19 protein-coding genes and 1 other RNA gene are annotated in these 21,935 nt (G+C 52.7%); 3 read left to right on the top strand and 17 right to left on the bottom strand.

What is annotated here, in order from left to right:
- The first annotated feature begins 326 nt into the window (after positions 1–326).
- On the top strand, positions 327–587 hold the full coding sequence (locus tag Q3O59_RS03225; RefSeq protein ID WP_228589641.1) for a late competence development ComFB family protein: 261 nt from the start codon (positions 327–329) through the stop codon (positions 585–587).
- 11 nt (positions 588–598) lie between these two features.
- Here Q3O59_RS03225 and ffs read toward each other — a convergent pair.
- Positions 599–695: signal recognition particle sRNA small type (gene ffs / locus Q3O59_RS03220), an RNA gene on the bottom strand.
- 84 nt (positions 696–779) lie between these two features.
- Positions 780–1,694 carry a DUF3014 domain-containing protein gene (locus Q3O59_RS03215; protein ID WP_305944205.1) on the bottom strand — a complete coding sequence of 305 codons (915 nt, stop codon included), beginning with the start codon at positions 1,692–1,694 and terminating at the stop codon, positions 780–782.
- Positions 1,695–1,913: 219 nt separating this feature from the next.
- Between Q3O59_RS03215 and Q3O59_RS03210 the strand changes: the two genes are divergently transcribed.
- Together Q3O59_RS03210 and Q3O59_RS03205 are read left to right on the top strand one after the other, a co-directional pair.
- Entirely contained in the window at positions 1,914–3,056 is a 1,143-nt protein-coding gene (locus Q3O59_RS03210; RefSeq protein ID WP_305944204.1) for a patatin-like phospholipase family protein, read from the top strand.
- 140 nt (positions 3,057–3,196) lie between these two features.
- Positions 3,197–4,096 carry a GGDEF domain-containing protein gene (locus tag Q3O59_RS03205; protein ID WP_305944203.1) on the top strand — a complete coding sequence of 300 codons (900 nt, stop codon included), beginning with the start codon at positions 3,197–3,199 and terminating at the stop codon, positions 4,094–4,096.
- Here Q3O59_RS03205 and tilS read toward each other — a convergent pair.
- From tilS to frr, 15 genes are all read right to left on the bottom strand, one after another.
- Positions 4,087–5,451 carry a tRNA lysidine(34) synthetase TilS gene (tilS, locus tag Q3O59_RS03200; RefSeq protein WP_305944202.1) on the bottom strand — a complete coding sequence of 455 codons (1,365 nt, stop codon included), beginning with the start codon at positions 5,449–5,451 and terminating at the stop codon, positions 4,087–4,089. The genes Q3O59_RS03205 and tilS overlap by 10 nt on opposite strands.
- A 40-nt stretch (positions 5,452–5,491) precedes the next feature.
- Positions 5,492–6,448, bottom strand: coding sequence for an acetyl-CoA carboxylase carboxyl transferase subunit alpha (accA, locus tag Q3O59_RS03195; RefSeq protein WP_305944201.1), 957 nt, complete (start codon positions 6,446–6,448; stop codon positions 5,492–5,494).
- A 28-nt stretch (positions 6,449–6,476) separates the two neighbouring features.
- Positions 6,477–9,950: a DNA polymerase III subunit alpha gene (gene dnaE, locus Q3O59_RS03190; protein ID WP_305944200.1), complete on the bottom strand. Its 3,474-nt coding sequence runs from the start codon at positions 9,948–9,950 to the stop codon at positions 6,477–6,479.
- Entirely contained in the window at positions 9,947–10,543 is a 597-nt protein-coding gene (rnhB, locus tag Q3O59_RS03185; RefSeq protein WP_305944199.1) for a ribonuclease HII, read from the bottom strand. The genes dnaE and rnhB overlap by 4 nt, the downstream gene beginning before the upstream one ends.
- Positions 10,536–11,705, bottom strand: coding sequence for a lipid-A-disaccharide synthase (lpxB, locus tag Q3O59_RS03180; RefSeq protein WP_305944198.1), 1,170 nt, complete (start codon positions 11,703–11,705; stop codon positions 10,536–10,538). The genes rnhB and lpxB overlap by 8 nt, the downstream gene beginning before the upstream one ends.
- Positions 11,706–11,758: 53 nt before the next feature.
- The gene (gene lpxA, locus Q3O59_RS03175; RefSeq protein WP_305944197.1) at positions 11,759–12,529 is read right to left on the bottom strand and encodes an acyl-ACP--UDP-N-acetylglucosamine O-acyltransferase; all 771 of its coding nucleotides are present in this window, start codon (positions 12,527–12,529) and stop codon (positions 11,759–11,761) included.
- Position 12,530: 1 nt separating this feature from the next.
- Complete coding sequence (gene fabZ / locus Q3O59_RS03170) at positions 12,531–12,983, bottom strand: 3-hydroxyacyl-ACP dehydratase FabZ (RefSeq protein ID WP_305944196.1); 453 nt, start codon at positions 12,981–12,983, stop codon at positions 12,531–12,533.
- A gap of 25 nt (positions 12,984–13,008) precedes the next feature.
- A complete protein-coding gene (gene lpxD, locus Q3O59_RS03165; protein ID WP_305944195.1) occupies positions 13,009–14,046 on the bottom strand; it encodes a UDP-3-O-(3-hydroxymyristoyl)glucosamine N-acyltransferase in 1,038 nt (345 codons plus the stop codon).
- Positions 14,047–14,562 carry an OmpH/Skp family outer membrane protein gene (locus Q3O59_RS03160; RefSeq protein ID WP_228590703.1) on the bottom strand — a complete coding sequence of 172 codons (516 nt, stop codon included), beginning with the start codon at positions 14,560–14,562 and terminating at the stop codon, positions 14,047–14,049.
- Positions 14,563–14,587: 25 nt separating this feature from the next.
- Entirely contained in the window at positions 14,588–17,080 is a 2,493-nt protein-coding gene (gene bamA, locus Q3O59_RS03155) for an outer membrane protein assembly factor BamA (protein ID WP_305944194.1), read from the bottom strand.
- A gap of 25 nt (positions 17,081–17,105) precedes the next feature.
- On the bottom strand, positions 17,106–18,461 hold the full coding sequence (rseP, locus tag Q3O59_RS03150) for a sigma E protease regulator RseP (protein WP_305944193.1): 1,356 nt from the start codon (positions 18,459–18,461) through the stop codon (positions 17,106–17,108).
- Entirely contained in the window at positions 18,458–19,669 is a 1,212-nt protein-coding gene (gene ispC, locus Q3O59_RS03145) for a 1-deoxy-D-xylulose-5-phosphate reductoisomerase (protein WP_305944192.1), read from the bottom strand. Before ispC ends, rseP begins: the two co-directional genes overlap by 4 nt.
- Positions 19,670–20,533: a phosphatidate cytidylyltransferase gene (locus tag Q3O59_RS03140; protein WP_305944191.1), complete on the bottom strand. Its 864-nt coding sequence runs from the start codon at positions 20,531–20,533 to the stop codon at positions 19,670–19,672.
- A gap of 1 nt (position 20,534) precedes the next feature.
- On the bottom strand, positions 20,535–21,305 hold the full coding sequence (gene uppS, locus Q3O59_RS03135; protein WP_305944190.1) for a polyprenyl diphosphate synthase: 771 nt from the start codon (positions 21,303–21,305) through the stop codon (positions 20,535–20,537).
- Positions 21,306–21,390: 85 nt separating this feature from the next.
- A complete protein-coding gene (gene frr, locus Q3O59_RS03130; protein ID WP_369812350.1) occupies positions 21,391–21,912 on the bottom strand; it encodes a ribosome recycling factor in 522 nt (173 codons plus the stop codon).
- Positions 21,913–21,935: the final 23 nt, after the last annotated feature.

Here is a 21,935-nt window from a genome sequence, read left to right as displayed (position 1 = left end):
AAGGTGTAGTTATTCTACATGAAACAAGCTTTAACGCTGTAGAAATGCCAGCCAAGCGCTGCCCGAAGGGTTCGTCTGGCGACGCTCTGCTCTTTGTCACTCGTCACTTATTTAGAATCACTAAACTACGCTCCTCGTTTCGCGATCAAAGCGCCGCCAGAGCGAACAAAATCTAAACAGCAAAGGTCAACACGCCCTATGGGCTGCATTGTAGCAAGCAGCCAAAGCATTACCAATGCAGTGGTTTTTTTGCTAAAAGCCGATTATGCTAAACGGCAGTACTCTCTGCTTTACAACAAGCTGCTTTACAACCAGGAAAAAAAGCCATGATCCTGAACGATGATATTCACAATTACTACGAAAAACTGGTGGTTGATTACATTTCCGAACAAGGGCTGGACCAGGGCAAAGACCCGGATTATATGGCCGACCTCTGCTGCATCATTCTGAATCAATTGCCGCCACGTTACATTCGCTACGAGGTCGATATGGCATTTTACTTGCCACAGAGTGAGCGCTTTGAGATGCAGATGAAGGTCGAAGAAGCGGTGCGAAAAGCAGTGGAGTTTTTGAACAATCAGAGCTGATTGGGTGGCAACCCCACCAGCCACATCCCGGCACATGCGTCATAAGCTGCGGCTGCTTCCTTCCGGACCTGACCGAGTTCACCTACTAGCATTGCGAGAGGACCGATGGGGTTACCATAGTGGCCAACGCATTGGCAGGGCGCATTATGCGCAAAAGCTGCCAGGGTTGCAACCACAGTTGCCGCTTTGCCGCTACTCCAGCTTACTTTTTAATCGTTGCAGCAGTTGATTCAATCGGCGCTGGTTGTCTGGTCCGATACGGATCAGTTGCTTTTGCACATCGTTCATTGCTTCCAGATGCGGCTCAGCAAAGTGATACATCACTGTCGGCAGCTCCAGCTCAAAAAATCCATCCATCACCGGCTGCGCCAGCAAGTAATCAATGGCTTCGAGCAAACGTTGCTCGAAGGGCGTATCCGGATACCCAAGTTCAGCAAAGGCTTCATCCAGCAATGGCTGGTACTGCCGCAACAGCGCCAACTGGGCTTCCACCGGGACACTTTCCAGCAATTGCAGGTAAGGCTCGTAACGGCTGAAACCGGCCGGGTCCAGGCTAAGCTGCCCCTCCTGCTCTCTGACCGCAAAAGGGGTGTCCGGTGTGGTCAGCACCAGATGATCGCTGCTGATTTGCCCTCTGCTGAGGTTGTCAGTAAGTACCACAAAGCGTCGTACCATATCCTCGCGCACAAAGAGTCCTGCTAGGCCAGGCTGCCACGGCAACGCCAGCAAGGAGTCTTTAACCACCGGATCCGATTCGTTCAAGCCGGGTAATTCTGGCTCAGGCACGTCTTCAGGCTCCAATGCAGGCAGTCCGGCAAGGATTTCTGTCTCAGCGACAGCTTCCGGCTGCTCCGTCACTGGCTCTGGCATGGGATCTGGCTCCGCTGCTTTCTCAGGTATTGGCTCCGGTATCGGCTCCGGCACGGGTTGCGCTACCGGTGTGGCAACCGGCGGTACCACCACCCTCTCAGGTTCAGGGCTGCCTGAACGCAACAACAGCCACAAGGCCAACAACACCGCTACTGCTACGGCTGCCAACCCCAGATAATACAGCTGCTGCCCTGATGCTGATGTTGCGGATGACTCGGAGGGATCTCGCTCTGACATAGCTAGCCTCGTTTAGTAATTAGGTTGCGTTCAATTCATTCTACGACCAGACTATAAATCAAGGCGAAGTATAAATAAGGTCGTCTTTGTGGCCTGCTCAGCATACAATAGCAAATAGATTCTCAATAAACCTTTTTGAGCCAGCAGTTTAACGAGTTTTATGGACTCTGGACAAGCGCACACTCAGAAGAGCCCGAAAACAGGTAAAAGTTCAGTCGTATGAAAGGATCCGAAGCCCAGGGCAGAAAAAAAGTTGCTTTGCTGCTCGCCGGCGGTGGCGCCAGAGCGGCCTACCAGGTTGGCGTGCTCAAAGCCATTGCCAGCCAGTATCCGCGCAACAGTAAAATTCCTTTCGATATTATTTGCGGCACCTCAGCCGGCGCCATCAATGGCACCGGCATCGCCTGCTATGCTTCCTGCTTTCATTTGGGCGTGAAAAAAATTGAGTGGGTCTGGCGCCAGTTTCATACCAACCAGGTGTACTACTCGGATTACCCTCGGGTATTCCGGCATTTGCTGCGCGGCTTGTTCAGTGCCTTTCAGGCCGATTACGCCAACAAACGTGCGGTCAGCCTGCTGGACAACACCCCACTAAAACAATTGCTTGGGAAAATCCTGGATCTGAAGCGCATCGATCGCAACATTATGGGAGGCTACCTCTCCAGCGTCTCTGTCACCGCGTCCAGTTACAACGATGGCGATTCCATCACCTTTTTTCAGTCCGACCACGCCAATGAGTGGCGGCGGGCGAAACGTTGTGGCCAGCGTACCTTGCTGGGCTTGCACCATCTGCTGGCCTCGGCAGCGATCCCTTTGCTGTTTCCATCGGTGCAAATTCATCAACAGTATTTTGGCGATGGCTCGGTCAATCAGCTTTCCCCGTTAAGCGCCCCTATTCATCTTGGTGCAGAAAAAATTCTGATCATCGGTCTGGAGCAACCCCGTAGCCATGATCGCAGCCAGCATTTGCCTCATCACCCGGGGCTGGCTACCATAGCCGGTCATTTGCTCGATACCATCTTCGCCGATACACTGAACTCGGATCTAGAGCGGATGCAACGGATTAATGGCACCATCCAAACCATGCAGCAACATGGCATTGAGACCAATCTCAAACCCATCGACAGTTTGTTGATCAACCCCAGTCAGAACTTCAATCAAATAGCCAGCGAGCATTTTTTATCCTTGCCGCTTGCCATTCGCACCATGTTCCGGCTGATGGGCATTGGCCAGCACTCCGATTCCAGCCTGGCCAGTTATCTGCTGTTTGAGCAGGAATACACCCGCCGACTGATCGAAATTGGCTATCAAGATGGCCTACATCAGCTGGACAGCATCATCGATTTTTTGCAGTCGGATTAGGGCTTGTAGCTGACGCCAATAAACCGACAGTTGAACTCACGCCTGACACCGTACAACTCAACCAGCTGTTTTAATTAGAAAATAATAATAAGGCATGTTTTTTGCTTAAGCAGTAAGGTCATTGCAATCAGGACACCACTATGAGCCTATGCCTGCTAAGCGAAATAAGTTTGCCGGATGCCCCCAGCTACGCGGCGGTAGCGACCGACGAGTATTGGCGTGCGCCTCATGTGCAGCAGCACCAGTCCTTATTGGGGCAACTGCAAAGCACGCTGGATTTGCGTGAGCAATTGCAGATTTTCTCGATGGCAGCAGGCAATATTTTGCCGCTGGCAGGCGTGCACTTGCAGACCGCCATTGGTGATTTTGGCGCTGCCGGCTCCAGCGAAGCCAGCCATCAGCACCGCAGTTTATTGATGCTAAAAGAGCAATGCCTGGCCAAGCTGCATTACTACAGCGAGCAGCCATTTACGCCCTTAATTTGCACCCGATTGCAGGCACTTGAGGTGGAGTGGTTGTATTCATTGCGCAATGCTTTGGTGGTGACCCGTTTGCAGCAAATGGCCCTGAAAGATACCCTGACCGGCCTTGGCAATCGGCGCTTCTTTGACGACAGTTTGAGCAAAGCCATCCAGCTGGCAAACCGCAACAACAGCCACTGCGCGATACTGCTGCTGGATTTGGATAACTTTAAGCAGGTCAATGATCTTTATGGCCATGCCGCTGGCGATGAAGTACTGATAGCAGTGGCAGAAGCCATGCACAGCACTCTTAGATCAACCGATTCCTTGTTTCGCTTTGGCGGTGATGAGTTTGCTGTCGTGCTCAGTGATGACGATGTCGCCAGCAGTGAGCTGATCGCCCGGCGGTTGGTTAAAGCCATTCAACGCCAGCACAGTTGCCAACAGCATCAGGTCACAGCCAGCATCGGCATTGCCCATTGGCAAAAGGATCAGCAGCCTGAGGCACTCTTCAGTGCGGCCGACAAAGCACTCTATTTAGCCAAAGAAGCCGGTAAGAACAGAGTTCGTCAGGCCTGATCCTTGTTGTCTGGCTCAGTATAACGAAACCATAGCCTAGCAGACTCTGCTGGGTAACAGCTTGCTTGCCCAGCAACGGCCATCAGACGCCCTTCGTGCACCAGCAAAGGCAAATAAGGTCGCTGCCACGGAGGGATGCCCCACAACCGGCACCACTGCTTTAAAGGTTTACTGTGTGGCATCTTCGCAGGCTTGAAGCGCAGGTTCATCTTGCCAAAAACGACCTGCAATGAGTCGCAGTCCAGCAAAGGCAGCCAATCCGGTCCCGGCGCTTCGTCAGTACGGACAAACTGCAAGTGCCCAAGTTCTGCCGGCAACTCCAGCTCTGCCTGCCCTTGCCACTGCAAAGACACTTGCGGTGCTGCTGGCTGAAAGGAGCACAAATACAAAGCGCCCTGAAACCGTCGTAACCAAAAGTGCTGCAATTGCAGCTGCGGGCAGGCATCGTCTTTGGCAGCGATTACCTCCTGCTGCAATCGCTGCAGCCAACTCAGCTCCGGGTTCAGTTGATGTCGCCTTAGCCAGGCACGCACCAGCGAGTGCTGATCAGCCAGCGGCTTTTCATGCAGTGCTTGCAGCGACAAACGCCGGTCGCTATCGCTCAGGTAGGGAGCAAGCTGCTGCTGCCAGTGGTCATCCAGTTGTCTGGCTGCTTGCTGACAGTGGTCCATACTGCGCAGCGCGCTGCGGCCAAATGCAGGCCAACGCTGTTTGAGCAAAGGCAGCACCTGCTGCCGTAAAAAATTGCGATCGTACTGGCTGTCCTGATTGCTGGGATCCTCAACCCAGCTCAGTTGCTGCTGGCTGGCATAGGCTTCCAATTGCTCCTTGCTGACAGCAAGCAAAGGACGCAACAACACCCCTCCGGCAAAAGGACGACTCTCAGGCATACCGGCCAGGCCATCCAGCCCACTGCCGCGCTTTAACGCCAGCAACAAGGTTTCCAGTTGGTCATCGGCATGATGGGCCGTCACCAGCACGGTGCAAGGCTGTTGGCAATAGGCCGCCAGCTGCTGATAACGTGCCTCTCTTGCTCTGGCTTCGAGATTGTGCCGCCCTGCCAGCTGCAACCGGTGACTGGCAAATGGCAAACCACGCTGGAGGCATTGCTGTTGACAAAACGCCAGCCAGCTATCGGCCTGAGGCTGCAAACCATGATGGATGTGGACCACCTGCAACGTCCAATTGGCCGTTGGCTGGATGCGATGCAGCAGGTCTAGCAACACCATGGAGTCTAAACCACCACTGAAGGCCAGAACGATGGTCGCAGGTTGATGCAAATGCAAACAGGCAGTCAGATGCTGCTCTAACTGCCTGTTGCTTGTTGGGTTCGAACGAGGCTCGGCTCTGTCCATGTCGATAAGGCCAGATCTTAAAGGGAGCTGGCCGCCGCCGTTAGCAGTACCCGAAGGACATCAAACGCTGATAACGCTTGTCCAGCAATTCTTTGACCGACAGCGTATCCAATTGCTGCAGATCATCCAAAATGGTTTCTTTGAGCGACAAGGCCATTTGCTGAGGATTGCGATGGGCGCCACCCAATGGTTCAGCAATCACCCGGTTAATCAAATCCAGCTCTTTTAACCGCTCGGCGGTAATGCCCATGGCGTCAGCAGCCAGTGCAGCTTTTTCAGCACTTTTCCACAAAATGGAGGCACAGCCTTCTGGTGAAATTACCGAATAGGTGCTGTATTGCAACATATTAACCCGGTCACCCACCCCAATTGCCAGAGCACCGCCAGAGCCGCCCTCTCCGACCACGGTACAGACCACCGGGACTTTTAAACCGGCCATCACTTTAAGATTTCGGGCAATGGCCTCACTTTGGCCACGCTCTTCGGCACCAATGCCCGGGTAAGCACCAGGTGTATCAATAAAGGTGATGATGGGCATGTTAAAACGCTCGGCCATTTCCATTAAGCGCAGCGCCTTGCGATAGCCTTCCGGGCGTGGCATGCCAAAGTTGCGCCGAACTTTTTCTTTGGTGTCGCGTCCCTTTTGGTGGCCAATCACCATCACCGGCCGGTCATTCAGCCGGGCCGTGCCACCCACAATGGCCACATCATTGGCAAAAGTGCGGTCACCGGCCAACTCATCAAAATCGGTAAAGATGTGTTCGATGTAATCCAGGGTGTAGGGGCGATTGGGATGGCGCGCCAGTTGCGCCACTTGCCAGGCACCCAGATCGGAGAAAATTTTCTTGGTCAGCGCCAGGCTCTTTTCTTTTAATCGGTTGACTTCCTCTTCCAGCCCCAGGTCAAAGTCGCCATTGCGGCTGACATTGCGCAGCTCATCAATTTTCGCTTCAAGCTCAGCAATGGGTTGTTCAAATTCCAGATAATTTAACATCATGAGTCGTCAAACCTTCTTCTGATTCGGTTCAGTTATGAAAATCCAAGGCGATTTCTGCCAGTTGTCTTAACTGATGCAATAATAAATCGGTTGGCGTAATCCACCATTCACTTCCCAGCCGCAAACTAACAGCGCCTTCCGGCCGCTGGTAATGCACCAGTACCGGCACTGTGCCGGCCTTGTATTCCGCCAGAATCTGTTGCAGCTGTTGCAGGAAGCTGGCATCACATTGTGCAGATTTTAGCGTAATTTGCAGCGATTTTAGATACTTTTCTCGTACAGATGTGATTTCAGCCAGATCGCGGCCGGTCATTGTAAGGCCACCACTGAAATCATCAAATCGTACCTGTCCGCTTATTACCAAAACCTTGTCTTTTTGCAGCAGGGCTTCAAAGGTTTCAAACTGGTCCGGAAACAAGCGCACATCCACCCGGGCGGACTTATCGTCCAGGGTTAACAATGCCCAACGCCGGCCTTTTTTATTGACCAGTACCCGCACCGCCACCACCAGACCGGCCACTGTAATGCTCTGCTCACCGCGGGTCGGCTGCAAATCAACCAGACGACAGCCAACATAGTGGGACAGCTCATCCAGATAACGGTTGATCGGATGGCCCGTCAGGTAAAGCCCCAGCGTTTCCCGCTCGCCTTCCAGCCAGACTTCATCCGGCCAGGGCGCCACCTGACGGAAAGATTGCATCGCTTGCTCTGGCTCAGGCGTTAACGCACCAAAGAGGTCATCCTGGCCAATGGCTTCGGCACTGGCCTGTTGCTCAGCCGCCCTAACGGCGTCTTCCAGCGTAGCTGCCAGAGCAGCCCGGTGCGGTCCCAACTGATCCAGAGCACCGGCCATAATCAATTTTTCGATGACCCGCTTACCCAGCTTCTTTAAATCCACTTTGTAGCAAAAGTCGAACAAGTCGGTAAAAGCGCCGGCGCGCTGCCGCGCTTCAATAATGGCAGCAACCGGCCCTTCGCCAACCCCTTTAATGGCACCAATGCCGTAGATAATGCGGCCCTGATCATCAACGGTGAACTTGTATTGGCCGGCATTGACATCCGGTGGCAACAATTTGAGCTTCATCCGCTCGCATTCATCCACCAGGGTGACAATTTTATCGGTGTTGTCCATATCGGCCGACATCACCGCCGCCATAAACTCAGCCGGGAAGTGGGTTTTCATCCACAAGGTCTGGTAGGACACCAGTGCATAGGCTGCCGAGTGCGATTTGTTAAAACCGTAACCGGCAAACTTTTCCACCAGGTCAAAGATCTTGATCGCCAGGTCGCCGTCGATGCCGTTGTTGCGGGCCCCTTCTTCAAAGACCGCCCGTTGCTTGGCCATCTCTTCCGGCTTTTTCTTACCCATAGCGCGTCGTAACAAGTCGGCGCCACCCAGAGTGTAGCCGGCCAGCACCTGAGCAATCTGCATCACCTGCTCTTGATACAGAATGATGCCGTAGGTCGGCTCCAGAATAGGCTTTAAGGATTCATGCTGGTAATTGGCATCCGGATAAGAGATGTCTTCACGTCCCTGCTTGCGGTCAATGAAGTTATCCACCATGCCCGATTGCAAAGGGCCGGGCCGGAACAAGGCCACCAGGGCAATCATGTCCTCAAAACAGTCTGGCTTTAACCGGCGGATCAAGTCTTTCATACCGCGCGATTCCAGCTGAAACACGGCTGTGGTGTCGGCCCGTAGCAGAGTTTGAATGCTCTTTGGATCGTTCAGCGGTATGGTGTTGATATCCACCAAAGGCTGATTGCCCTGTTGGCGACGGGCATTGACCATATCGACCGCCCATTGCAGGATGGTCAGGGTACGCAGCCCCAGAAAATCGAACTTGACCAGACCGGCAGTTTCAACATCATTTTTATCGAACTGGGTAACCGGGTTCTTGCCCTCATCATCGCAGTACAGCGGTGAAAAGTCGGTAATTTTGGTGGGGGCTATCACCACGCCGCCGGCATGCTTGCCAGCATTACGGGTCACCCCTTCCAACCGCCGCGCCATATCAATCAGATCGCGGACCTCTTCATCCTGTTGATACAATTCTGGTAAGCGTGGCTCCTCTTTAAACGCTTGCTCCAGTGTCATGCCAGGTGTGGGTGGAATCAGCTTGGAGATGCGATCGACAAAGCCATAGGGATGCCCCAGTACCCGACCCACATCTCGGATCACCGCCTTGGCGGCCATGGTGCCGAAGGTGATGATTTGCGACACAGCTTCCCTGCCATACATCTCGGCAACGTGCTCGATGACTTCATCGCGCCGGTCCATGCAAAAGTCGACATCAAAATCCGGCATCGACACCCGTTCAGGGTTTAAGAAACGTTCAAAAAGTAAATCGAACTCCAGTGGATCCAGATCGGTAATCTTCAGCGCATAAGCCACCAAGGAGCCGGCACCAGAGCCCCGCCCCGGTCCCACCGGAATACCGTGGTCTTTACTCCACTGAATGAACTCCATCACCACCAGGAAGTAGCCGGGAAAACCCATCTGGTTGATTACATCAAGCTCAATTTGCAAACGCTCGTCGTATTCGCCCCGGCGGGCAGCACGAACTTCGGGCTCAGGAAAAAGCTGTTGCAACCGCTGCTCCAGACCTTCACGGGACTTGAGCACCAGAAAATCAGCGTCGGTCATGCCACCGGTCGGAAAAGCCGGTAAAAAGTATTCATGCAAGCGGATGGTGACGTTGCAGCGCCGGGCGATTTCTACCGAGTTCTGCAGCGCTTCAGGCAGATCGGCAAACAGCGCCTGCATTTCTTCTTCGCTGCGCAAATACTGCTGCTCAGAGTAGTGTTTTGGCCTGCGCTTATCATCCAGCGTGAAGCCGTCATGGATAGCCACCCGGATTTCGTGCGCTGCAAAGTCATCGGCCGTTAAGAACACCACCTCGTTGGTGGCAACCAGTGGTAAATCAGCAGCCGCTGCCAGGTCAACCGCCAGCTGAATGTAGTTTTCTTCATCGGCTCTGCCGGTGCGAATCAACTCCAGGTAAAACCTATCCGGAAAGTACTGCTGGTAAAACTGCACCAAGTCTGCCGCCTGCTGCCGATTTTGTTTCAGCAGCGCCTTCCCCAACAAACCGTCCTTGCCACCGGACAACAAAATCAAGCCCTGATGGTGTTCGGCCAGCCACTGATGATCGATTTGAGGCTTGCCCTGTACATGGCCCCGTAAATAGGCTTTGGAGAGCAATAAGGTTAGATTTTTATAGCCAGTATTGTCAGCTGCAAGTATCAATAAACGGCCAGAGTCCTGGCACAGCTCTTCGTCCTGCACCCAAAAGTCGGCCCCGATGATGGGTTTAATGCCCGCATCGATGGCCCCGCCGTAAAAGCGCACCAGTCCGCAGAGGTTCATTTGGTCAGTCAGCGCCAATGCAGGCATCTGCAAACCGGCCGCGGCTTTTAAAATGGGCTTGACCTTAGCCAGACCATCGACCATTGAAAAGTCGCTGTGTACCCGCAGGTGCACAAAGGCCGGTGCGGTCATGGCTGCACTCCAAGCTGCAGCTGCACCGGTTTAAAACTGCGGCGATGCTCCGGCAACACACCAAACTGCTGAATAGCCGCTAAATGCTCAGGCGTTGGGTAGCCTTTGTGGCGGTTAAAACCAAAGCTTGGGTAACGCAGGTGCAAGGCATGCATTTCTTCATCACGGGCAACCTTTGCTAAAATAGAGGCGGCACTGATTTCAGCAACTTTGCTGTCGCCTTTGACCACCGCAGTGGCGGGTACGGCAAAATCCGGACATCGATTGCCATCGACCAATACCCACTCGGGCTGAATCGCCAGGCCGGCAACGGCCCGCTGCATCGCGACCAAAGTCGCCTGCAAAATATTTAAGCGATCAATTTCATCTGGCTCTGCCCGTCCCAGACTCCAGCACAAGGCCTTTTGCCGGATTTCCAGTGCCAACTGGTTGCGCTTTTTTTCACTGAGCTTTTTCGAGTCGGTCAGCCCGGCAATGGGCTGCGCCGGGTCCAGTATCACCGCAGCGGTAACCACAGCGCCCACCAAAGGGCCACGGCCCACTTCATCGACGCCACAAAGCAGCTGAATCTCTGGCCGGACAAACTCAGTCATGGCCAGTCTCCTTCGGCAGCAAAGCAAAAAGTGCTTCTGCAGCTTGCTGGCTGGCATTGCAGGCCAGTTGCTGATGCAGCTCGGTAAACTGCTGACGTAAGGCATCGCCTTGCTCATTCAGTAAGGGCAACATCGCCTGCACCAGGTTGTCCGCCGTCACCTCAGCCTGCAACAACTCAGGGACCAATGGTGCATTGGCCAGTAAGTTGGGCAAACTAAAATAATCAATCTTGACCAATCGCTTGGCCAGCTGATAAGTCAATGCATTCATTTTGTAAGCCACCACCATCGGGCATTTAGCCAACATGGCTTCCAGAGTGGCGGTGCCCGAGGCAATAAAGACTGCATCGGCTGCGCAGAGCAGCTGACGCGACTGACCTATCACCACAGTAAGCTCAAGATCAGCCGCATGCTGTTGATGCAGTTGCTCAAAAATCACGGCCTTTTGCTCCGTTACCATGGCACAGACAATTTGCAACTCAGGCTGCTGCATTTTAAGCCACCGTGCTGCCTGCAAGAATTCAGGGGCCAGTAATTTAATTTCGTTGCTGCGACTGCCGGGCATCAGAGCCAACAATGGGGCATCGCTCAGTCCCAGTGCTTGACGAGCGGCTGCTTTCTCAGGCACCAGCGGCATTTGATCGGCCAGAGTATGGCCAACAAAGCGACAAGGCACCTGATGCTTATCGTAGAAGGCTTTCTCAAACGGCAAGAGCGCCAGCACCAAATCGGTGGCAGCTGCAATCTTATGAATCCGCTTTTGCCGCCAGGCCCAAACAGAGGGACTGACGTAATGCACTGTAGTCAGGCCAGCTTGTTTTAAACGATGCTCAACCGGCAAATTAAAATCCGGTGCATCAACCCCCAACACCAGATCCGGCGGGTCGGCCAGCAGCCGTGCCAGCAATTGTTTGCGTACAGACAACAAGCGGGGCAATCGTCCCAGCACTTCGACCAACCCCATCACCGCCAGTTCTTCCATATCGAACCAGGCATCAAAGCCTAAAGCTTGCATTCTGGGGCCGCCGATACCGAAAAACTGAATGTCGGAGCGCTGCTCGAGCATGGCTTTCATCACTCCAGCGGCAAGGATATCGCCGGAGTGCTCACCAACAATAATAGCAACACGCAATGGGGAAACTAAAGAATCGACTGTCGACATCTGCGGGGTCCTGAGCATCAGCTTGGCTGCTACCGGAGCAGCCGTGCTAATGATTAACGAATAATACCGCGCTGGGATTGCTCGATAAACCGGGTTAAGCGATGGATCTCCGAGTTAGCTTGGCTCTGCTCAGCCAAAGCCGCCAGGGCTTCCGCAACGGTGTTGCCTTTGCGGTAAATTTCTTTGTAGGCACGACGGATCTCCAGCAGGGTTTCAGCAGTAAAACCACGACGCTTTAATCCTTCGCTGTTGATGCCGACCGGTACAGCAGGACTGCCGTTGGCCATGACAAAAGGCGGTACATCTTTAAGCACAATGGCACCACCGCCAATAAAGCTATGGGCACCAATATGGCAAAACTGATGCACGCCACTCATGCCACCCAGAATTGCCCAATCGCCGACATGGACATGGCCTGCGGTGGAGGCGTTGTTGGCATAAATGACATTGCTGCCAATCACGCAGTCATGGGCTACATGGGTATAGTTCATAAAGAGGTTGTGGCTGCCAATCACGGTTTTGCCTTCATCCTGAATGGTACCGCGGTGCACAGTGCAGCCTTCCCGGAAAATATTGTAGTCACCCACGATAAGCTCAGTAGGCTCATTCTTGTACTTTTTATCCTGGCAAGCTTCACCAATGCTGGCAAATTGGAAAAAGTGATTGCCCTTACCAATAATGCTTGGGCCTTTGATCACCACATTGGATTCGACAATGCAATCATCACCCAACACCACATCAGCACCGATGTAACTGAAAGGACCAACCGTTACATTGTTACCCAGTTGAGCCGTTGGCTCTATCACAGCAGATGGATGAATCACCTTAGAATTCTCTCCTAGCACACATCAGCTCTGCACTGCAGACCAGCTGACCATCGACTTTGGCTTCGCCGTAAAACTTCCACATATTGCGACGCTCTTTTAAGAATTTTACTTCAAGTACCATGGTGTCGCCAGGAACCACCGGCTTTTTAAAGCGGGCATCATCAATAGCAGCGAAAAGGTAGAGCTCATTTTCGGAACGCTCGGCAGCCGTTTTGAAGCCCAAAATGCCGGTAGCTTGCGCCATGGCTTCTAAAATTAATACCCCCGGAAAGATGGGGCGGCCTGGAAAATGGCCTGTAAAAATTGGCTCATTAATGGTGACATTTTTAATCGCCGTCAGACTTTCCCCTGGGGTGTAATCAAGCACCCGATCAATTAATAAGAACGGGTAGCGGTGCGGCAATAACGCCATAATGTCCTGGACTTCCAGGGTAGAAATCGGATTAGCCAAGGTTGATCCTCAGTAGTAGGTAGACTTAGTTGCTGTCTGTCAGAACGTCATCAAGCCGTTGCTCAAGTTCTTTGACGCGCTGATAGAGTTGATCAATTTTCCGCAACCGGGCTGTGTTTTTTCGCCACTCGGCATTGGTGGTGGCCGGTATACCTGAAGTATAGACGCCTTTTTCGGTCACAGGCTTCATCAACATCGCCATACCACTGATTTGAGCGCCGTCACAGATTTCGATGTGGCCATTGATCACAGCGGCTCCACCAATAATGCAGTAGCGGCCTATAGTGGTGCTACCAGCTATGGTAGTACAACCGGCTATGGCTGTGTGATCACCAATCCGCACATTGTGTGCTATCTGACATAGATTATCGATGATCACATTGTCGCCAATCACGGTATCTTCAATAGCCCCACGGTCGATGCAGGTTTGGGCACCAATTTCACAGTCATCACCAATGAGGACAGTGCCGACTTGTGGGATCTTCAACCAGCGACCACCTTCATTGGCAAAGCCAAACCCATCGGCTCCCAACGTAGCGCCACTGTGCACAATGCAATGGTTACCAAGCTCAACCCGATGGTAAATGGTGACGTTCGGCCAAATCCGACAGCCTTCGCCCAATTTGGCACTTTCGCCAACAAAACAGTGCGCGCCGACTTCACTGTTATCGCCGATCACAGCTCCAGCTGAAATCACAGCATAAGGGCCTATCGAAACCCCTTTTCCCAGGCTAGCACTGGGATCAATTTGCGCACTGGGGTGAATACCAAGTGCAGCTGGCGGAGTCGAGTCCAGTAACTGGGCTAATTTGGCAAAAGCCACATAGGGGTCCGCCACCAGCAAAGCCGCCCCAGACCAGAGCGACTTATCATCAGGCCGCAGCAACAAAAGACCCGCCTGGCAGGCCGGTAGCAAATGTTTGAGCTTGGGGTTCGATAAAAAACTAACCTGATCTGGCCGCGCCCGCTCCAGGGTACCGACACCGGTAATTTCCAGGCTTTCAGAACCAACGAGCTCAGCATCGAGATGCTGAGCCAGTTGCAAGGCAGTCCAGGCTTTCATTTAGTTACCGCTGGTAATTTGACGAACCACAGCAGCAGAAATATCGTAACTCTCTTTGGCATACACAGCGGCACCAGAGTTCAGTACGATGTCGTAATTGCCCTGCTCGGCAACAACGTCAATGGCGTTTTTAATTAAGGCCAACAGCTTATTGCGCTCTTCAGCCTGACGCTGGCGCATTTGCTCATCCAGTGGCCGCGCCATTTGCTCGTACTGCATTTGCTGACGTTGGATGGTTTCGGCCAATTGCTGTTGTTCATCTTCACTCATGGTCGGGCCATCGCGACGGATTTTTTCCACATTGAAGTTGATATCCCGCTCCAATTGGCCGATGGCCTCAATGCGCTCGCCAAACTCAGCCATGATGGTTTCCTGAATTTGCTGCGCCTGTGGCAACTGGCTGGCAATCGTCTGCACATCAACAAATGCAATTTTAGTAGCATGAGCGGCAGTAGCGCCCAGTAAAAAAACACCGAATACTAAGGTTGCTGCAGTTTTAACGAATAAATTTTTCAAGGTTGTCTTCCTATGTTTTTCTGGATCAGAACGTAGCGCCGATATTAAAGCTGAAGTTTTCCTGCAAGTCACCCTCATATTTTCTGAGGATACGTGCAAGGCTAAAGGTCAAAGGACCCATCGGTGAAATCCATTGCAAGGATACACCGGTGCTGACCCGTATCATAGTCGGATCAGAGTAATCTGCCAACAGCGGCTCACGCTCAAATTGACGCTGCTGAGTCAGATTGGCATAACGATTGAAATCAAACTCGGTATCCCAGACATTACCCGCATCGACAAAGATACTGGTCCGAACGGAGTTACGACTGTCTTCACCCACGAAAGGAGTCGGCGTAATCAGTTCCAGCGTGGCCACAGCCATGGCATTGCCACCAATGGAGCGCTGCGACACACTGTAGCGGTCTGTCGATGGATCGCCCGGCAAGTTGCCACTGCCACCACCAATCGGGTCCGGTAACCCTGGAATGTTGGTTGGCAAACGGAATACAGCGCGCGGACCAATAATACGGTGCTCAAAACCCCGAATATTGTAACCACCAGCGGTGAAATTCTCGTTAAATGGCAGGGTGTAATCGTAGCCATTACGGCTGCCATACCCATTGCCATACCCAAGCTCCAGCTTGCTCATAAAGGTCCAGCTGTGGTCCCGGCTTAATGGGATGTATTTGCGTGCTTCAAAATTCGTTTTGAAGAACTGCAAATCTGAGTTTGGTGTCGAAATCCGTCCATTCAAGCCAAAATAATGGCCCGCTGTCGGGAACAAGCCGCGGTTCAGGGTACTTTGCACCCAGCCAGCGGTGAGTTCGTAGTTGACATACTTTAAGCGACCATCCGGATCATTGCCATCCAGTAACACATTCTTGAAATGGCGCAGCTGATCGTAGTTTTGCAGCAAGCTCAGGTCATTGACACTGATCGAGCCACCAAAGTTCAGCCGATTGAACTCGTTAATCGGAATGCCCATGCTGGCACCGACGCCATAGCGGGTCTGACGGTAGGCTTCTAAGTTTGAGCTCAGGCTGCTGTAGTCGGTTTTGGTGTAAAACAGCTGCCCACCCAAACTAACACCATCCAGCGTGAAGTACGGGTTGTTGTAGTTCAACGATACAGTGCGTTGATATTTATTGGTATTGAGGTTGATACCGGCACTGTTGCCAGAACCCATAAAGTTACTTTGCTCAACGCCAATCTGAAAGGCCAGGCCCTGGAAGTCGCCATAGGAAATACCGGCATTAAAACTGCCAGAAGGCTGCTCACGAACATTGAAGGTAATATCGACCTGATCCTCCACACCAGGCACATCGCGCGTTTCAAATTCGATACGTTCGACGTAAGGCAAGCGCTGGATCCGGTTTTTCGACAACTCCAAGGCATCGTTGGACAACCAACCGCCTTCCAGCTGACGCAGCTCACGCCGGAATACTTCATCCTTGGTATTGGCATTGCCCGCTATATCGATCCGACGCACATAAATGCGTTTCCCCGGGTCGACGTTGATGGTCAACTCCACCTCTTTGTTTTCGTCATCAATATCAGGGATGGTGGTGACACGTGAATTTGCATAACCAAAACGAGCTAGAATCCGGCCAATGGTTTCTTCAGTGAAGGTAACCAAAGCGCCATTGTACAGCTCGCCAGGCTTAATCGGCACAACCCGTTCAATCAGCGCATCCTGACCAATCAGGTCGCCAGCAAAGCGAACACCACGAACCTTGTATTGTTCGCCTTCGGTCACATTCATGGTGACATAGACGGACGATTTATCCGGACTGACAGAAACCTGGGATGAGTCGATGCTAAACCGAAGATAACCGCGGTCCAGGTAGTAGCTTTGGACCCGTTCAAAATCGCCTTGCAGGGTCTGCTTTTGGTAGCGATCGGAGCTCCAAAATCGCCAGCGGGGCATGTCCTGCCGGGATTCGAAAACACTCAGCAAGGTGTCATTATCAAAGATCTCATTGCCAACGATATTAATTTGACGAACTGAGGCAGCATCGCCTTCGTCAAAGTTGATTTTGACATTGACCCGGTTACGCGGCAGGTAAATCAGTTCAACCTCGACTGACGCCTGGTATTTACCGACACCATGGTAGAACTCGGTCAAGCCATTTTCGATGCTGCGCAGGATGGTTCTGTCAAGCGGCTCACCCACCTGGATCCGCTGGGCAGCTAAGCTTTCGTTGAGTTGGTCATCTTTGATGTCTTTGTTGCCATCAAATTCAATGTTATTGATGGTTGGACGCTCTTTCAAACGAAAGATGACGCGGTCACCGTCGCGCAGTACACGAATATCGTCAAAATGACCGGCCGAAAAAAGTGTCTTGATGCTCCGTGACAGCGTGTACTCGGTGACGGAATCACCGACACTGAAAGGAATATTGTTTAACGCGGCCCCTAAGGCAACGCGCTGCAGGCCATCGACCTGAATATCCTGCACCACAAAGGGTTCATCTGCGTAGATTGTGTGACTGATTCCAGCAAGCAGCATGGCAGCTGCCAATCGTTTCATTATCATTCTGTGAACAACTTTTGATTAGTGATTACAAACGAGAAATATCGTTGAGTAGCGCAATTCCCATCAACAGCAGCAGAACCATGGCCCCTATTCGAAAACCTATCTCCTGCGCCTTTTCAGAGACAGGTTTGCCACGTATTAGTTCAACAACCATGTACATTAAGTGCCCACCATCCAAGATAGGCAGCGGCAATAAATTGATAACCGCAAGATTGACGCTAATCAGAGCCAAAAAGGTTAAAAAGGCAATCAAACCGATGCTTGCGGTGGTACCGGCGCCCTGGGCTATCGAAATAGGCCCGCTTAAATGCCGCACCGACACGTCGCCAAAAATAAACTTGCCAATCATGCTGAAGCTAAGCCGGGTTAACTGCCAGGTTTGTTGCACACCAACCTGCAATGCTGCGATCGGGTTGTATCGACTTGTGTACCGGATCCCTTCAGGCCAGCCACTGCTGGCAGGAACAATTCCCAGATAACCCTGCGAAAAACCATCGGCAGTTTGCCGCTGTGCAGGTATCACTGTCAAGGACAGTGTCTGCCCATCACGAAGAATACGGATGTCAAGCGGTTGATCTGGGTTATTTTGTATCCACTCCGTTAATTGCTGCCAACCTTGCAGTAATGAACCATCAACATGAGTGATCTCATCCCCGACGTTCAGGCCTGCTTGAGCAGCCGGCGAGTCCGGTTCAATATAAGCCAAAGTTGTCAGCGGAACCGGCAGCACTAAATCAATGCCCAGACTATCAAAAATAGTCTCTCGGTCTGGATCAAACTGCCAGCCCTGTGTATCCAATTGACGTTCAATCACAGTGCCGGCGACTCTGTCTTGCAGCTCCAGTGTGAGTCGATTGCGCCCCAATTGCTCGACCAACAGCAAATTCAGCGTACGAATATCGGCTGCACTGCGACCATTAACAGCGGTAATTTGGTGATCGGCCGGTAAGTCAGCACTGGCGGCAATGGAACCCGCCCGCACATCGGCAATCACCGGGCGCGCTTCCGGCACTCCTATCATGTACATCAGCCAGAGGGCAAAAATTGCAAACAAAAAGTTGGCCATAGGGCCAGCTGCGATAATGGCCATGCGTTGCTGCACGGTTTTTTGATTAAAAGCCAGATCTTTGAATTGCGGCAAGACAGGATCAAAACGATCATCCAGCATCCGGACATAACCACCCAACGGGATCATCGCCACCACAAATTCGGTACCCTGACGATCGCGCCAGCGAAACAGAGCTTTGCCAAAACCAATGGAAAATCGTTTCACCAAAACACCGTTGCGGCGTGCCACCCAAAAGTGGCCAAACTCGTGTACGGTAATCAGAATACCCAGCGCCAGCACAAAACTGGCAATATTCCACAGCAATACACTCATGGTTGCAGCCTCTTGACGATTTGGGTCGCATTCGATCGCGCTTCCTCATCCAGTGCCAGGATACTGGCCAGCTCATCGACCTGCTGGCTTGCAAGCAACGACAACACTTCCGCATTGACAGCAGCGATGTCAACAAAGTTAAGCTGTCCGGCTAAAAAGGCGGCAACGGCAACTTCGTTGGCAGCGTTTAAAGCGGTGGTGGCGGCCTGGCCAGCACGGCAAGCCTCAATGGCTAAATACAGGTTAGGAAAACGCTCAGGCTCTGCCGGGCAAAAACTCAAAGCGCCCAACTGGCTAAAGTCCAATGCGGGCACTGCTGTGCTGATTCGCTCTGGGTACGCCATGGCATAAGCAATGGGCGTGCACATATCGGGCTGCCCCAGCTGCGCTATCACGGAGCCATCCTGATACTGCACCATGGAATGGATCACGCTTTGCGGATGAATCACCACTTCAATTTGATCAACCGGGCACTGAAATAGCCAATGCGCTTCAATGAACTCCAGCCCTTTGTTCATCATGGTCGCACTGTCGACTGAAATTTTTTGCCCCATGCTCCAGTTCGGGTGTGCAACCGCCTGCGCCGGGGTTATCTGCTGAAACTCAGTCAAAGGCTTTTGCAGAAAAGGGCCTCCGCTGGCGGTCAGCAGCAGCTTGCTAATGCGATATTGTCCGAGGCTATCGGCCGGGAGCTGCTGATGCACCACCGCCTGCTGCAAAGCGGCAGGCAGGCATTGGAAGATGGCATTGTGCTCGCTGTCTATCGGCAACAAACGGGCCTGATGCTGACGGACTTGCTGCATAAAGAGCCCACCGGCCATCACCAAAGCCTCTTTATTGGCCAGCAGCACGCTTTTCCCGGCCTGAACGGCGGCAAGTGTTGGCAATAAACCAGCGGAGCCCACTATCGCCGCCATCACCAGGTCGGCATCCGGGTGAGCAGCAAGCTGCTGCAATGCCTGCTCACCAGCCAGCACTTCAGTAGGACTATGGCTTTGTTGTAGTTGTCGCTGCAGTTCGGAGGCGGCAGCCGGATCGGACATCACGGCATAACGCGGTTTGTACGTCCGGCACAGAGCCAGCATCGCATTGACAGAGCGCTGGGCTGTCAGTGCCAGGACTTCAAAGCGCTCAGGGTGCTCTGCGACCACTTTTAAGGTGCTTTGGCCAATAGAGCCTGTGGCTCCCAAAATTACCAGTCGCTGCATCTAGTAAAAACCACCCAATAAGGCCACCAGAAAGGCATAAAGGGGTGCGGTTGCTGTCAGGCTGTCGATGCGATCCAAAATGCCACCATGGCCGGGTAACATACGGCCGCTGTCTTTCACACCAGCCACCCGCTTTAACATGCTCTCGGTCAGATCGCCAAACACCGATAGGGTCGTCAACACAAAGGCAGCAACAAAAAGTACCGGGCTTTGCGTGGGCCAATCCAGATACCAGCAAAAAACGGCCAGCAATGCAAAAACCATCAGCAAACCGCCCAGCATCCCTTCTATGGTTTTACCGGGACTGACTTTCGGCATCAGCTTGGTCCGCCCAAATGGCTTACCTACCAGGTAACCGCCGATATCTGCCGCCCACACCAAAGCCAATAAGCCACAAATCAACCAGGCGCCGGTGTAGGGGTTGGTCTCGATACCAACACTGCGCACCAGCACCAGGCCAAGCCAGGCCGGCACCAGGGTTAACAGGCCCATCAGGGCTCTAAGCCACAGCCGTTCAGACCAAAGCGACTGACTGGCCGGGAAGCTAACCACCAAAGCGACGGCCAGTCCCCACCAAAGCAGTCCACAGGCCAGCACCGCCAAAATCAGTGCCGAGCTGGTATAAGGCCAGTTCAAGCCTACCGGCAACAGCCAGTACAGGCAAAGCAGAATGGCAGCCATCAGGGCAACAAAACCCCAACGCTTTCGACTGTGCTGCAGGCCACAGAAGCTCCCCCACTCCCAGGCGCCCAATAAAAAAGCAATAGCGACAAAGGTGGCAAAACCCGCCAAGGGCAAAAAAAATACGGCGGCCAGTGCCAGTGGCGCCAGAATGACTGCTGTTATTATTCGTTGTTTTAGCAAATTAGGTTCCTTTCGATTGGCGGAAGGCCAGAGCGCAGACTTGCTCAGAGGTACAGCCAAAGCGTCGTTCACGACTGACATAAGCCGCTATCGCCTCGGAAAATACCTGCTGATTAAAATCGGGCCAGAGCGTTGGAGTAAACCACAACTCGGCGTAGGCCGCCTGCCATAATAAAAAATTACTGATGCGCAAATCACCACCGGTGCGGATCAGCAAATCCAACTCGGGCAAATCGGCCAACTGAATGTTTTGCCCCAGTCGTTGCTCGTCGATGGCCTCGGGTTGCAAATGACCAGCAGCAACGTCCATCGCCAGCTGACGCGCAGCCTGAGTGATATCCCAACGGCCACCATAATTGGCTGCAATGGTCAGTGTCAATGCCTGGTTGTCTGCGGTTAACGCTTCAGCACTTTCAATTTGCTGCCGCAAGTCCGTCGAAAAAGCACTCAAATCTCCACAGACCCGCAGCCTTACCTGATTTTTATGCAGATTTTTGACTTCACTCTTCAGCATCAATTTGAAAAGCTGCATCAAGCTGCTGACTTCGTCGGCCGGTCGTTGCCAGTTTTCACTGCTAAAGGCGAACAGCGTTAAGGCCGGAATGTTTAACTCGCGACAAAAACGCACACTTCGGCGCACGGCATCGGCACCTTTTTTATGTCCCCAGACCCGGGGCCTTCCCTGTTGCTTCGCCCAGCGCCCGTTGCCATCCATGATGATGGCAACGTGTTTTGGCAACTCATTCTGGCTCAGTTGCGACGAACTAGACATGCGACTCCTGCATCAAATAAAAAACGCCGTGAAGTTCGACCTGGGTCTGAACCCAAACACGGCGTTCCATCGGTCTGTGACCGCTTTAAACTTCCATCAACTCTTTTTCTTTGTCCGCTAAAGCCTCATCGACCCGCTTAACATACAAGTCGGTCAGCTTTTGGATTTCATCCGCGGTACGACGTTCATCGTCTTCAGTAATTTCTTTTTCTTTTAACAAGGCTTTTAAATCGTTGTTGGCATCACGGCGAATGTTCCGAATGGCAACACGACCTTGTTCAGCTTCAGCTCTCACCACTTTCACCAGATCGCGACGACGCTCTTCCGTCAATGGCGGCAAAGGAATCCGAATGCTGGTGCCGGCGCTCATCGGGTTGAGCCCCAGATCCGAGTTGATGATGGCTTTTTCCACAGCGGCCGTCACACTTTTGTCAAAGACCGTCAGGCTTAAAGTACGGGCATCTTCTACCGTAATGTTGGCGACCTGGCGTAATGGCGTATCTGCGCCGTAATAAGGCACCATAATGTTATCCAACAAGCTGGGGTGTGCCCTGCCGGTCCGAACTTTAGACAGTTGCGACTTCAGCGCATCGACACTTTTTTCCATCCGGCTTTTGCTGTCGTTGATAA

Origin of the sequence: Alkalimonas delamerensis (assembly GCF_030717955.1) — a bacterium.
In the GTDB taxonomy this organism is placed as follows: domain Bacteria; phylum Pseudomonadota; class Gammaproteobacteria; order Enterobacterales; family Alteromonadaceae; genus Alkalimonas; species Alkalimonas delamerensis.
This window is presented reverse-complemented; position numbering and strand designations above follow the sequence as displayed.

Coding starts and splice junctions, on each gene's coding strand:
- lpxD (WP_305944195.1), bottom strand. CDS start 14,046: ATGAAAGCCTGGACTGCCTTGCAACTGGCTCAGCATCTCGATGCTGAG.
- dnaE (WP_305944200.1), bottom strand. CDS start 9,950: ATGACCGCACCGGCCTTTGTGCACCTGCGGGTACACAGCGACTTTTCA.
- accA (WP_305944201.1), bottom strand. CDS start 6,448: ATGATGTTAAATTATCTGGAATTTGAACAACCCATTGCTGAGCTTGAA.
- bamA (WP_305944194.1), bottom strand. CDS start 17,080: ATGATAATGAAACGATTGGCAGCTGCCATGCTGCTTGCTGGAATCAGT.
- Q3O59_RS03210 (WP_305944204.1), top strand. CDS start 1,914: ATGAAAGGATCCGAAGCCCAGGGCAGAAAAAAAGTTGCTTTGCTGCTC.
- tilS (WP_305944202.1), bottom strand. CDS start 5,451: ATGGACAGAGCCGAGCCTCGTTCGAACCCAACAAGCAACAGGCAGTTA.
- ispC (WP_305944192.1), bottom strand. CDS start 19,669: ATGCAGCGACTGGTAATTTTGGGAGCCACAGGCTCTATTGGCCAAAGC.
- Q3O59_RS03205 (WP_305944203.1), top strand. CDS start 3,197: ATGAGCCTATGCCTGCTAAGCGAAATAAGTTTGCCGGATGCCCCCAGC.
- Q3O59_RS03225 (WP_228589641.1), top strand. CDS start 327: ATGATCCTGAACGATGATATTCACAATTACTACGAAAAACTGGTGGTT.
- rseP (WP_305944193.1), bottom strand. CDS start 18,461: ATGAGTGTATTGCTGTGGAATATTGCCAGTTTTGTGCTGGCGCTGGGT.
- uppS (WP_305944190.1), bottom strand. CDS start 21,305: ATGTCTAGTTCGTCGCAACTGAGCCAGAATGAGTTGCCAAAACACGTT.
- Q3O59_RS03215 (WP_305944205.1), bottom strand. CDS start 1,694: ATGTCAGAGCGAGATCCCTCCGAGTCATCCGCAACATCAGCATCAGGG.
- frr (WP_369812350.1), bottom strand. CDS start 21,912: ATGGAAAAAAGTGTCGATGCGCTGAAGTCGCAACTGTCTAAAGTTCGG.
- rnhB (WP_305944199.1), bottom strand. CDS start 10,543: ATGACTGAGTTTGTCCGGCCAGAGATTCAGCTGCTTTGTGGCGTCGAT.
- lpxB (WP_305944198.1), bottom strand. CDS start 11,705: ATGTCGACAGTCGATTCTTTAGTTTCCCCATTGCGTGTTGCTATTATT.